Below are 12,575 nucleotides of genomic sequence, written 5' to 3'. Positions count from 1 at the left end.
GGCTTAGCGTCTTCGGCATGGAGAAGGAAGACGCGCTGACCGAAGCGCTGCGGCTGGCGATCGACCCGCCGGGCACGGTGTCGGTCGAAGCGCTGCGGGAACTGGCCCGGGACGACGACGCGAACGAGTGGGACATCGCGACCACGGCGGAGCACCTCGGGCTGAACCCGCACACGCTGCGGTACTACGAGCGGATCGGGCTCGTCCAGGTCGCCCGGGACAGCGCCGGACATCGCGTTTACGACGCCGCGTCGGTGCGCCGGCTGGTGTTCCTGACGCGAATGCGCGTGTCCGGCATGTCGATCAGCGACCTGCGCCGCTACGTCGAGCTGATCGAGTCCGGCGCGGAAACCGTGCCCGAACGGCGCGAAATGCTCCTGGAGCACCGCGACACCTTGCGCGCGCAGATCGCTCAGCTGCAGCTCTCCCTCGCCGCCACCGAATACAAGATCGCCACTTACCAGGAAGGTCCCCTGCCGTGACCCAGTACGACATCGACAGCCCGGAAAACCTCGCCCGCCGCAAGCACGGCATCGAGGTGCTGTCCCGCATAGACGGTCACCAGGGCGAAGCCGTCATCGATTCCCTCGCCGACATCAACCCCGCGCTCGGGCACCACGTGGCCGCGTTCGCCTTCGGCGACATCTACGACCGGCCGGGCCTCGACCCGCGCAGCCGCCAGCTGGTCACCCTCGGCGTGCTGACCGCGCTCGGCGGCTGCGAAGCTCAGCTGAAGGTGCACATCGGCGCGGCGCTGAACGTCGGGCTCAGCCGCGAGGAGATCACCGAGGCGCTCACGCACTCGGCGGTCTACGCGGGATTCCCGCGAGCGCTGAACGCCACCTTCGCCGCGCGCGAGGTGTTCGCCGCCCGCGACGCGGAGGAAACCGCCTGACGTCCGCGGAGCCCGGCCCGGTTCTCGTGCCGGGCTCCGGAGATCACCAGCCGCGGTTCTTCCGCGCGTCCTCCGCCAGCTTGTCGGACTTGGCTTTCGCCTCCGCGGCGGCGTCCTTGACGTCCTGTTTGCTGGGCTCGCCGACCTCGTCCAGGTACTTCTTCTTGTCCGGGTCGTTCCACCCCTCCGGGTCGTACTTCCCGTTTTCGAGGTCGTTCCAGTCCTTCTTGGTCGGCCCGATGCCCTGCTCGTTCCGGTTGCCCCATTCGGTGCGCGACTGGTTGCCGTCGAGCGGCTTGTCCGGGCGCTTCCAGTCCGGATCCGAGTCCTTGTCGATGTCCTTGACCGGGTTGCCCTTGTCGTCGAACCGGTACGGATTGCCGTCCGGGGCCTTGTTGTACTCGTCGATCGTGGGATGCCGCCCGGACGGCGAGGGCAGATCGTGGAACCGCTTGATCATGTCGTCCACGTCTTTTTCGGTGTAGTTCTTCGGGTTTTCCTTGAGATCGGTGAAGTCGAGGAAGGACTTGTGCCACTTCTCGAATTCTTCCTTCTTGCCGCCGGGCCAGTCGAAGTCCGCGCTGTCGCCGATGTCGCGGGTGGCCCGGTTCATTTCCTTCGGATCGGTGATGCGGTCCGCCTGCTGCCCGATCGGACGCCAGTTCTTGTCGAGATCCGGGTGGTCCTTGTGCTTGTAGCCGCCGCTCTTGTCCAGCGAATCGCTCGGCCACTTCGGGTTCTCGCTCTTGATTTCGTCGTTCTTGCCGACCTTGAGCTTGCCCGCGATCCCGTCCTCGATGTTGCCGATCCGGGTAGAGACGCCTCCGATCCCGGCGTTGGTGTGCTGCGGGCCGAGCGGCAGGTTCTTCGGCTGGTTGTGCAGCTTCGGCAGTTCTTCCTCGCCGTATTTCTTCGTCAGCGCGCTCTGCTTGTCGACCGGCTGCTCGTGCACCCAGTTCTTCAGCCCGTCCCGCATTTTCTGGAACGAGATGATGTGCCGTTGCGCCACGTCGCTGCCGGCCTTGTGGAACGGATCGTTCTTGTCGCCGGTCTGGTTCTTGCGCGCGTTCTTGGCGTCTGAGTTCCACGCCATCCGGTCCCAGACGTCGTCCTTCTTTTTCTTCGCGTCCGGCTTGCTGCCAGAGCCGCTGGAGCCGTCGTCGTCGGCGTCGCGCTTGCGCTTGCCTTTGCCCTTGCCGGTCGACGCGGAACTGGTGCTGCCGCCGCCGTTGCCGGCGTTGTGCTTGGCCGTGGAATCCGCGGGCGGCGGGTCCGTCGCCTTGCCTTTGCCCTTGCCGCAGCCTTCGAGGCCGAGCGGGTCGTAGGCGGCGAACGGGTCGGGGACGTAGGCGACCGGGTTCGGCCCGCCCTCCAGCCCGAGCGGGTCCTGGCTGAGGTAGCGCGCGGCGGCCGGGTCGTAGTAGCGGAACACGTTGTAGTGCAGGCCGGATTCCGCGTCGGCGTACTGGCCGGGGAACTGCAGCGGGATGCCGCCGGGCTGGACCCGGCCCCACAGCGAACGGCGCGCGGTCCAGGCGAGGCCGCCGTGCTCGTCGATCAGTTCGGTCGGCGTGCCGATGGCGTCGGTGACGACGGACGCGAACCGGTCGCCGCCGGGGCCGCGTTCGAGCTGGGTGACCGGTTCGTCGCTGCCCGGCCTGCGTTCCCAGGTGGTCGTCCGGCGCACGCCGGCCGGATCGGTGTGCACCTGCTCGATGAGCACGAAGCCGTCCCACACGAACCGCGTCGACTCGGCGACCGAACCGTCGGCGAGCAGCCGTTCCTTGGCGATCCGGCGGCCGAGCGGGTCGTACCGGTAGCGCCACTGCGCGCCGTCCGGCGTGCGCAGGCCGGTGAGCAGATCGCCGGTCCAGGCGTATTCCCACACCCGCACGCCGCCCGGATGCACCTCGCGGTGCCGGATCCGGCGGCCGAGGGAGTCGTAGTCGGCGGACAGGCCGGGGCTGCCCGACCAGGCGGTCAGTTCCCCGGCCGGGCTGTAGCGCAGTTCCTCCCGGCCCGTCGGGGAGGACACCGTGACCACGCGGCCCGCCGGATCCCGGGTGAAGGCCGTCTTCCCGGCGAGACTGTCCTGCACCGCGGCGAGGCTGCCGTCCGCGTAGTACTCGAGACCGCGCCGCTGCACCGGCGTTGTTCCATGGGAAACCTGCTGCGCGGTGACCAGCCCGCGCGGGCCGAACGCCTGCTGCAGGATGCTGATCCCGTCGGTGTCGCGGGCGAGCACACGGCCCTCGTCGTCCAGCCGGTAGCGCACGGTGTGTCCCGCCGTGGTCAGCGAAACCGGCCGGTCTTCCTCGTCGAAGGTCCACACGCTCTCCGCGCCGGACGGCGTGCGGCGGCGGATCGTCCGGCCCTGCTCGTCGTAGGCGAAGCGCACCTCGACGCCGTCGATCGCCTCGCGCACGACCCGGCCGTACAGATCGCGGTCGAACTCCACCACCGAATCCGCGGACTCGACCCGCACGACGTTGCCGACCGGGTCGTAGGCGTAGCGCACGGTGCGGTGCGGGCCGCGGACCTCGACCCGGTTGCCGAGCAGGTCGTACTCGTTCTCGGTGACCGAACCGTCCGGCTCGGTCACCCGGATCGGCTGCCCGGCCGCGTCGTAGGCGTAGGTGCGGGTCCGGCCGTCGAAATCGGTCTGCGCGACCAGCCTGCCGAGCGGGTCGTAGGTGTAGGTCCAGGTGCGGTTCAGCGGATCGGTCACCGACGTCAGCCGGAGTTCGGTGTCGTAGGTGTAGCTGGTGCGCGCGCCGGAGGGGTCCACGACCGCGGTGACCACGTCGAACGGGCCGTACTCGCGCCGGGTCACCCGGCCGAGCTCGTCGACGTGCTCGATCTCGTTGCCCTCGCGGTCATACCGCCACAGCGCGCGCTCGCGGCGCACCCCGATCCGCGAGGCGGGTTTGCCGTCGACCGTCCAGCCCAGCTGCGTCCGCCCGCCGCCGACCTCGGGCGCCGAACGCGGCCTGCCGAATTGGTCCAGTTCCGCGGCAGGGTCGGCTGCCTCGGGCTCGGTCGCGAAGAACTCGGGCAACTCGAGCGCGGACCCGGGCTGGTCGTACCGGCGCTGCCAGCTCCTTCCGTTGCCGTACACCGTGATCGCGGCCAGTTCGGCGCCGTCGTGCTCCAGTTCGGCGAGGCTGCCGTCGGGACGCGCGATGGTGAGCGGCGTGCCGTCGTCGGCGTAGGTGTACTCGGTGACCCGGCCGAGCGGGTCGACCCGGCGGAGCAGATTGCCGTAGCGGTCCCATTCCGACAGCGTCACGTTGCCCAGCGGATCGGTCTCCCGGACCGGACGGCCCTCGAGGTTGTACTCGTACTCCGAAACGTGGCCGAGCGAGTCGGTGAACCGGGTGATGCGGGCGGCGGTGTTGTACTCGAACGCGCCGTTGTAGAAGCCTTGCGCGCCTTCGGTGCGCACGCAGCGGCCTTCGGCGTCGTAGACGTAGCGGTAGCCGACGCCGTTGCGGTCTTCCCAGCTCGTGACCCGGCCGTCGGGGTCGTAGGTGTAGCGCTTCGCGGTTCCCGAGGAGTTGACGACCTCGGAGAGATGGCCCTGGTAGTTGTAGCGGTAGCCGCGCACGACGACGTCCGGAGCCGGGCCGGCGCCGATCATCCGCAGTTCGGTGATCCGGTGCCCGTTGGTGCGGAAGCCGACCTGGATCCCGCTCGAATGCGTGAGCAGCTCGGGCGCGCCGGTGTCCGAATAGGACAGTTCGGTCCGCGAGCCGTCGGCGTCCTCGATCGAGCGCAGCGGCAATGTCTTGCCCTCGCCGGAAAACCGCATCGTCCGGTCCGGACGCACCTGCTCGATGGTGCAACTGCCGTCAGCGTGTTTGGTCAACGGCCAGCGCGCGCCCTCGAGCGGCAGCACCGGTTCGTCCCCGGCGGGCATCGGGTAGTAGAGGATGACGCCTTCCGGCCCGTAGTACCGGAGGTATTCCTCGCCGTACTCCAGCCGCTGATCCACAGTGGACGCCCACGTCGGGCCGAACCAGCGCCCGGAGCGGTAGGACGAGCGATGCGTCCGCCGCACCAGCAGGTGCGCCAGTTCGAGGTCGAAGTCCTCGACGAGCACCTCGCCGCTGGAGATGACGACCGGGTCGGTCAGACAGGGCGGATCGCCGTCGCCCTCGTTTTTCGCGTTGGACGCTTCGGTCTTGTCTTTGTCCTTCGCCGGATCGGAACGCTCGTTCCCGCCGCGGTCGTTCGTGCCCGCTCCGCCACCGGATCCGCCCTCGTCTTTCCCCGGTTCGCGCGGCGGCGGCTCGTGGTTCGCGCCGCCCTTGTGTTCGCCCGGACCGTCGTGCGCGCCGGAAGCGTGGGTGGATTCGTCCTTGCCAGGCGGCGGTTTCTCGTTCGGCGTGTCCTTCGCGCCGGAAGTCTTGATGTCCTTCGGCGTGTGCGTGGCGTCCTTGCCCCCGGACTTGATGCTCTTCATCGACTTGGCGACATCGTCGAACAGGCCGCGCGCCTTGGTGAGCAGCTTGCCGAGTTCCTTGAGCGCCTTGGTGAGGTTCTTGACCAGTTCGGCGATCTGCTTGGCGGTCTTGGCCACCAGGTTGACCACCTGCGGCACCACCCAAGCCATCCCGATGCCGAGGGTGAACAGCACCTGCAGCGCCCACGAGATCAGGTGCGCCACGACCTGGGCGATGATGTCGCGCACCAGCATCCGCACCGCGCCGACGACGTCGCCCGCGGTCTTCACCCCGCTGCCCGCGCCCTCGCACGCCTGCGCGGCGCCTTCGAGCGTTTTGGCGACCTCCTCGGCCTGTTTGCGATAGGCGTCGGCGCTGCCGCCCTCCCAGGACTCGATGTCCTTTTTGACCTGTGCGGCCAGATCCTGCGCGACGGAACTGACCTCTTTGGAGACGTTCTTCCAGGTCTCGGAGTACGCGTGGACCTGGTCCGGGTCCCCGGCCAGCTTGTCCAGTGCTTCCTTGAGCGGACCGACGTGCTCGATCAGCCAGCCGACGCCCGCGGCGAGGATCGCGCCGAACGGGTCCATCACCGCGGCGAGCGCTTCCATGCCGACCCCGACCGCGCCCATCACGGTCGCCGCCCAGTCGCCGGACTCGATGCCGTCCTTCAGGCCCTTTCCGGCCTCGAGGATCGAGATGCCGGAGATCGCCGAGGTCGAGTCCTTCTTCTCGGCAACCAAAGGATTCGACATGCCCGGCCTTTCTCCCTGCGCACCACGATCTCGGGCGCGCGGCCGAATGCGAACGGACGCGCCCCGCAGCAGATTACCGACGGCCGGAGAACGTTTGCCGTGGTGTTGCGCGGAATTACCGCGCCGGTACCCGTGCGCGCCGCCGCGAACACGACAAACCCGCCGCGAGCTCCGAGGAGCCGACGGCGGGTCTGGGAAGTGGAACCGCGGGCCGGTGCCGGTCGGGGGAGGGGAGTGCAACGGCACCGGCCCGCGGAGTTCTGGGTCGCGACCGGCGAGGGGCGGCCGGTGCGATGATCTTCAACCTAGCGTCCGATTACTGCGTCCGCTAGGTGTTCTGCCGGACATTTTTCGATTAATCGCGTTAAGACTGGGGGGTGGCCGAGGGCGGTCCGTCGCGCTCGGGGGGACGGACGGACCACCCTCGGCCGGGCGAGGATGCCGGGCGACCTGACCGGTCGGGGAAGCCGGACGATCGCGCGCTCGCCAGTCGAACCCAGGTGGGGTGATCCGCCCGGAAGCACCCCACCCGAGAGGTCAGGCGCTGACCGGGCGCGGCTTCACCAGTGCGTGCCTGCCGGTGGTCTCCGCCGGCGATTCGGCTCGCCGGTTCTGTCCGGGAACCGCCGGGACCGCGGCGCGGCGGCGGGCCGGACGGTGTCCGGCAGCCGACAGCGCCTGCGGGGCCAGCCCGCCCGCGACCAGGTGCTCGTGCGCTACCTGCCACACCGAGCACGGGGCCTTGCAGCGGTGCCAGCGCGTCGAGCAGGTGGGGCAGTCGCCGCGCTCGTCGGGCTCGTGCGCCTGCAGCATCGCGCGCCAGCCCTCGGCGAGCCGGGGAAGTTCGGAGCGGGCGACCGAGACCAGCGACGGGGCGTCGGCGCGTTCCGCCAGGTCGGACAGCATGTCGAGGCGCTCCCACACGGCGTTGCGGAGAACCTGACCGAGAACCTGATCCATGGGGAAACTCACCGTCACCTTTCCGCCATAGTGGCGGCTTCGTTGAGCGCGGCCCGGAGCTGGCCGAGCTGGCCGGACGTGAGGCGGGCGGTCTCCCCAGGCGGAGAAACCACTACGACCTCGTCGTCCTCGACGAACACCGTGACAGCGCGCTCGCGGCTGATGAGATCTCCGCACTGCACGCGCCACACGACCTGGCCGCCCTCGAAATGCCGCACGCCCGCGGTACGCGGGTCAGCGGACACCGAGGCGGCGACGGCGGAAGCGACAGTAGGCGGCACCGGACGTGCCGTGGCGATTCCCGGTGCGGGCCGAACGGACCGCACCGCGGTCCCGGCTTGTCCTCCACCGAGCGAATCCACGAACTCCACTGTCCCTCCACGCTTTCTCGTCCCGGGCCGCTGCACCTTGCGGGATGCATCAGCGCCGGCAGATCTGTGTCGTCGGGTCCATCGCTCTCCGTGATCGCCGCGGGTGACCGGGCGCTGACGGAGATCTGGCAACTACAGTGAAGTGAAACCGGGTGCGAGAGAAGGTCGAAACCGCGTCATAGCGGTGACCGGACCGCGTTCCACGGTAAGCGGTCAGCGGAGTTCGGCCCTGCCGATCAACGCGTGCGTCCGCGCGTTTCACAAGGTTCTCGCGTGTGCTTAGGGTGCTGATCAGACGCCCAGGAGACGGTGAGGGGGCGCAATGGCAATGGATGCCAGTGCTGGCAGTGGTTCCGGAGTCGCTAACACCGACGCCCGGTCAGGCAATCCGGTTCCGGCCGACGCCTGGGAACAGCCCGAGATGCGGGAGGCGCTCGCCGCCCGCGAGGTCAGCGCCGTGTACCGGCTGTTGCGCAAACACGGAGTATCGCAGCGCCAGATCGCCGCGATGACCGGCCAGTCGCAGTCCGAGGTGTCGGAGATCCTCAAGGGTCGCCAGGTCATGGCCTACGACGTGCTCACGAGAATCGCCGACGGCCTGGGTGTCCCTCGTGGATACATGGGTCTCGCCTATGACGAGACCACGGCGATACGGGTCGTCGGCGCGTCCGACGGCCGGCAGGCTGAGGAGGACGAGTCCGTGAAGCGACGGAGGTTCCTCGCGCACGCCGCCCAGGTCACGATGGGTGCGGCGGTGTTCGGTCCGGAATCCGGCACGTGGTCGGAGGCGCCCGCGCGCACTCCCGCCCCCGGGCGCATCGGGACGACCGACGTGCGCCAGGTCGAGGCGGCGACCAGAGCGTTGCGCGCGCTCGATTACCAGTACGGCGGCGGGTTCTGCCGCGACGCCGTCGTCGCGCAGCTGTCCTGGGGACAGCAGATGCTCGACTCCAGCGCGGCCGAGCAGGTGAAGAACCGGCTGTACACCGCGATCGCCGACCTGCACAGCCTCGCCGGATGGACGTCGTTCGACACCGGCCTGATGGACTCCGCGCGCGGCCATTTCGCGCAGGCGCTCGACCTGGCCAAACAGGGCGGCGACCACCACCTGGTGGCGAACGTGCTGTACCGGATGGGCCGCGTCTACCTGCACCAGGACGCCGCGAACGACGCGCTCAAACTGTTCCAGCTCGGCCAGATCGCCGCGCAGGAATCCGGCTCCGAGCTGGCCGTCGCCGTGCTCTGCGCCAACGAGGCGTGGGCCTACGCGATGATGGGCAACGAGGAGCAGTCGGTGAAGCTGCTCGGCCGGTGCAAGGACGAATTCGCGCGCGCCGACCTGGCCACGGCCGAATCGTGGGTCAAGTTCTTCAACGAGACCGACGTCTACGCGATGACCGGCACCGTGCACACCGTGCTGGCGATGAAGAACCCCGAGCACACGAAGTACGCGATCCCGGCGCTGAGCCGGGCGGTCGACACCTACACCGACGACATGGCGCGCAGCAAGGCGTTCATGCTCAGCGCGCTCGCCACGAACCACCTGCTCGAGGGCGACATCGACCACGGCGTGAAGATCGGCGGCAAGGCCATCGAATGCGCGGAGAGCATCAAATCCGCGCGGGTCAAGGACCGGATGCGGCCGCTGCTGGCCGAAGCCGAACGGCGGCGCAACAACCCCGACGCCCGCGACCTCGCCGACCGGCTCAAGATCTTCTACGCGGCCTGAGCCGACCGGATTCGCCTTGCCCGAAGGCAGGTTCACCCCTGCGAAACTGCGCCGGGTGCTGGCGGATGTCTGCGCTCGGCTCGGCTTCGACCCGGCGGGCGCGCGGCTGCTGCGGTTCACCAACAACGCGGTGTTCGCGCTGCACGGGGCACCGGTCGTCGTGCGGATCGTCGGTTCCACCAAACTGCGCCACCGGGTCGGCACGGTCGTGCGCGTGGCCGAGCATTTCGCCCGGCACGACGTGCCCGCGGTCCGGCTGCTGTCCGGCGTCGAGCAACCGCTTGACGTGCACGGACATCTGGTCACCGTCTGGGATCTGGTGCCGTTCGCCGGACCGTCGCCGACGCCGGCCGACCTGGCCGGACTGTTGCGGCGGGTGCACGCGCTGCCCCCGCCGGACGGCCTTCCCGCATGGGAGCCGCTGCGTTCGATCGAGGCCAGGGTCGCCGACGCCGAGGAACTCTCCCCGGCCGACCGGCGGTTCCTCCTGGAGCGCTGCGCCGAGGTGCAGGACCGGCTCGACACCCTGGATTTCCCGCTGGCCAGGGGATTCGTGCACGGCGACGCGCATCCGGGAAATGTCCTGCCCGGCCCGGACGGCCCGGTGCTGTGCGATTTCGATTCCTCCTGCGTCGGCCCGCCGGAATGGGATCTGACGCCGCTCGCCGTCGGCCGCGAACGGTTCGGCGACCCTCCGGCCCGGTACGCGGAGTTCGCCGCGGCCTACGGGTTCGACGTGACGGTCTGGCCGGGGTTTTCGGTGCTCAGGGCGGTGCGGGAGCTGAAGCTGACGACGAGCGTGCTGCCGATCCTGCGCAGTCATCCGCCGGTGCGGGCTGAACTCCGCCGTCGGCTGGCGGACCTTCGCGCCGGCCGGACGGCCACCGCGTGGACGAGATACCGCTGAACGGCATTCTGCACGTGCATTCGCCGACTGCAGATGACCGTTCGCCGCTTTCCGTCGATGGCTGACGAGGTATCGCTGCGCAGCGATAATTCGGTCCGGCAGATCGCCCCGGATAGCGTACTGCTAGTCCCATTGTGCAAGTTGCGGCTACCCGCCGTCACCTCGGCCGGTCAGGACACCGCGACCGGGGCCCGGGTGAGCACCACGGCGAACCCGAAGGCGAGCCCCATGACGGTCAATTCCAGCGTGGCCCACGAGGCGAGCGCCGTCCGCTGGTGTCGCACGATGCGCGGCATCAGCCGCCACCGCAAGTTGGCGGCCAGCAGTGCGATCGCGCCGGTGCACAGCACCTTCAGCACCATCAGCTGGCCGTACGGCGTGGTGAACACGCCTGCCCAGAAGCCGATCGTCGGGTTGGCCAGGATTTCCACGATGCCGTTGAACAGGCCGGTCACCGCGGAGAGCGCCAGGCACAGCGTCGCCAGTTTCGAGAACCGCGGCAGCGCGTGCGCGAGCAGCGTCCGGTTGGCCGCCAGCAGCACGATCATCGCGCCGAGGCCGCCGCACCAGGCGACCGCGCTCATGACGTGCAGCTCCATCGAGATCATCGTGTAGTCGTGATAGGCCCAGTTCGACGCGTGGCCGGTGACCGGCAACGGCAGCAGCGCGAACATGCCGAGACCCACCCGCACCTCGGCGGGCACCTTCTCGCCCTTGCGCAGCGCGACAAACCCGAGCACGGCGTGCAGCAGCGCGAGCACCGCCACGATCACCAGCGCCTTGCCCGCGCCGACCTCGGCGATGTAGTTGCCGATGTCGCCGCCGGTCAGCATCCGCTTGCCCGGCTTGTACTCCGCGGTCTGCAGGATCAGCGCGACCACCGCGGTCGCCGCCCAGACCAGCGCGGCGGCGACGGCGGCGGGACGGGCCCGGCGCATGACCGGTTCGGTGAGTTTCGGCCGGTCGTAGCCGACCAGCACGGACAGCAGGGCCAGCCCGATCGTCGCGACCGCCGCCAGGTCCAGCAGCACGCGCACGATCGGGATGGCCGCCGAGACCACCTCGCTGGGTTCCACCACGCCCGGAATGGGCGAGGACGCGGTGAGCGCGATGCCGATCAGCGCGCCCAGCAGTCCCGCGACGACCACGCAGGCGAGCGTGGCCCAGCGGACCGCGGAGGTGGTCTCGGCTCGCGTCACTGGTCCGCCTTGTCCGATCCGGGGTCGCGGCCGGTGCGCAGCGCGACGGTGAGGCCGATCGCGAGCAGCACCACCGCACCGGCGATCCACACCCAGATCGGCACGCCGCTCGACGACGAGGACGCCGCCGGGGCCGACTGGGCCGGAGCACCGGCCGCCTTGGCCGCGTCGCCCTTCGCCGGGGTGCCGTTGCCCGCGGTGGTGAGGGTGAACGGGATCTCGCCGGACACCGGGTGCCCGTCGGCGGAGAGGACCCGGTAGCCGACGGTGTACTTGCCCGCCGGGCCGAGCGGCCGCAGCGGCGCGCTGAGCACGTTGTTCTCCACCGTCACCGGACCCTCGGCCCACTGGCTGCCGTCCGGGCCGGTCACCGCGATCTGGTTGACGTCGGCGTTCTGCACGTACTGGTCGAACGTGAGCGTGACCTTCGCCGGACCCTTGGCGAGCGACGCGCCGTTCGCCGGGTCGGAGTTGATCAGCACGTTGTGCGCCAGCGCCGGGGTGGCCGTGCCGAGCAGGGCCACCCCGGAAATCGCCAGCGCGATAAGCGCTTTACGCATTACTTGTTTCCTTCGGTCTTTCCTGCGGCGGGACGGCGGGAACGCAGCACCGCGCCCGCACCGACGCCGAGCCCGAGCGCGCCGACGACGAGGCCGGCCCCGCCGAGCCAGCGCGCCGTGTTGTCCGACGACGACGCGGCCTCAGCGTTCTCTCCGGCAGCTGTGGTCTGCGTGTGGCCGCCGTGCTCCGACGATTCGGCGGCGGCGAGCTTGATGGTCGGGGCCGGGTGTTCCGGCTCCTCGCCGCTGGGCGGGGTGGGCTGGTTCCAGTCCACCACTTTGCCACCCTCGTACGTCTGGATCGCCGGGAACTCCAGCTGGTCGACGTTGGACGGCAGCGGGCCGCCGCTGATCTCGAACTCCTGGAATTCGGTCGAGCCGATCTTGGTGCCCGGCTGCGCGGTCCAGACGACCTTCGTGACCGCCTCGGTGATCTTCGTGCCGGACGCGGTGGTCACCGGCTGCGGCAGCTTCGACTTGGTGACCTCGGCGGTCCAGCCGGGGATCGGCTTGGTGCGGATGTTGCCGATGCCGTAGTCCGGTTTGACGTCGATCTCGACCTTGATCGTGCCGAGCTTCGCGTCCTCGTTCGGGACGCGGAAGAAGATCGTGCCGTAGCCGCCCTTGGCCGGCTGGTCGCCGTAGACGTTGGCGGTCACGTGCGCGGACGCGATGCCGGCGCCGAGCAGACCGGTGGCGGCGACGGTCGCGGCGAGCACGCCGGCACGACGGAAGACATGGTGGGACACAAGTT

10 protein-coding genes are annotated in these 12,575 nt (G+C 69.6%); 4 read left to right on the top strand and 6 right to left on the bottom strand.

The features are described from left to right. The first annotated feature begins 17 nt into the window (after positions 1 to 17). Together FKO37_RS02905 and FKO37_RS02900 are read left to right on the top strand one after the other, a co-directional pair. Positions 18 to 482 carry a MerR family transcriptional regulator gene (locus FKO37_RS02905; protein WP_238603659.1) on the top strand — a complete coding sequence of 155 codons (465 nt, stop codon included), beginning with the start codon at positions 18 to 20 and terminating at the stop codon, positions 480 to 482. After that, a complete protein-coding gene (locus FKO37_RS02900) occupies positions 479 to 895 on the top strand; it encodes a carboxymuconolactone decarboxylase family protein (RefSeq protein WP_037806880.1) in 417 nt (138 codons plus the stop codon). The genes FKO37_RS02905 and FKO37_RS02900 overlap by 4 nt, the downstream gene beginning before the upstream one ends. A 43-nt stretch (positions 896 to 938) precedes the next feature. Here FKO37_RS02900 and FKO37_RS02895 read toward each other — a convergent pair whose 3' ends face one another. From FKO37_RS02895 to FKO37_RS02885, 3 genes are all read right to left on the bottom strand, one after another. Continuing rightward, positions 939 to 6,095: an RHS repeat-associated core domain-containing protein gene (locus FKO37_RS02895; RefSeq protein ID WP_238603658.1), complete on the bottom strand. Its 5,157-nt coding sequence runs from the start codon at positions 6,093 to 6,095 to the stop codon at positions 939 to 941. A gap of 537 nt (positions 6,096 to 6,632) precedes the next feature. Continuing rightward, positions 6,633 to 7,055, bottom strand: a complete 423-nt coding sequence (locus FKO37_RS02890; RefSeq protein WP_037806884.1) for a hypothetical protein — start codon at positions 7,053 to 7,055, stop codon at positions 6,633 to 6,635. A 14-nt stretch (positions 7,056 to 7,069) separates the two neighbouring features. Then, positions 7,070 to 7,426 carry a hypothetical protein gene (locus tag FKO37_RS02885; protein ID WP_037806886.1) on the bottom strand — a complete coding sequence of 119 codons (357 nt, stop codon included), beginning with the start codon at positions 7,424 to 7,426 and terminating at the stop codon, positions 7,070 to 7,072. A gap of 421 nt (positions 7,427 to 7,847) precedes the next feature. Here FKO37_RS02885 and FKO37_RS02880 point away from each other — a divergent pair, with 421 nt between their 5' ends. After that, the gene (locus FKO37_RS02880; RefSeq protein ID WP_037807595.1) at positions 7,848 to 9,155 is read left to right on the top strand and encodes a helix-turn-helix transcriptional regulator; all 1,308 of its coding nucleotides are present in this window, start codon (positions 7,848 to 7,850) and stop codon (positions 9,153 to 9,155) included. Positions 9,156 to 9,171: 16 nt separating this feature from the next. Further along, a complete protein-coding gene (locus FKO37_RS02875; protein WP_238603657.1) occupies positions 9,172 to 10,062 on the top strand; it encodes a phosphotransferase enzyme family protein in 891 nt (296 codons plus the stop codon). Between the two features lie 170 nt (positions 10,063 to 10,232). Here FKO37_RS02875 and FKO37_RS02870 read toward each other — a convergent pair whose 3' ends face one another. Genes FKO37_RS02870 through FKO37_RS02860 form a run of 3 tightly spaced genes read right to left on the bottom strand, consistent with a single transcriptional unit; the run spans position 10,233 to position 12,570 of the window. After that, positions 10,233 to 11,261 (bottom strand): copper resistance D family protein, encoded by a 1,029-nt coding sequence (locus tag FKO37_RS02870; RefSeq protein WP_037806890.1) that lies wholly within the window; start codon positions 11,259 to 11,261, stop codon positions 10,233 to 10,235. Next, on the bottom strand, positions 11,258 to 11,821 hold the full coding sequence (locus FKO37_RS02865) for a copper resistance CopC family protein (protein WP_238603656.1): 564 nt from the start codon (positions 11,819 to 11,821) through the stop codon (positions 11,258 to 11,260). The genes FKO37_RS02870 and FKO37_RS02865 overlap by 4 nt, the downstream gene beginning before the upstream one ends. Continuing rightward, positions 11,821 to 12,570 carry a DUF1775 domain-containing protein gene (locus FKO37_RS02860; RefSeq protein WP_238603655.1) on the bottom strand — a complete coding sequence of 250 codons (750 nt, stop codon included), beginning with the start codon at positions 12,568 to 12,570 and terminating at the stop codon, positions 11,821 to 11,823. The genes FKO37_RS02865 and FKO37_RS02860 overlap by 1 nt, the downstream gene beginning before the upstream one ends. Positions 12,571 to 12,575: the final 5 nt, after the last annotated feature.

It is taken from the genome of Amycolatopsis sp. Poz14 (genome assembly GCF_006704225.1).
GTDB lineage: Bacteria > Actinomycetota > Actinomycetes > Mycobacteriales > Pseudonocardiaceae > Amycolatopsis > Amycolatopsis nivea.
The sequence above is the reverse complement of the archived record's forward strand: the minus strand, read 5'-3'. Positions and strand labels throughout refer to the sequence as shown.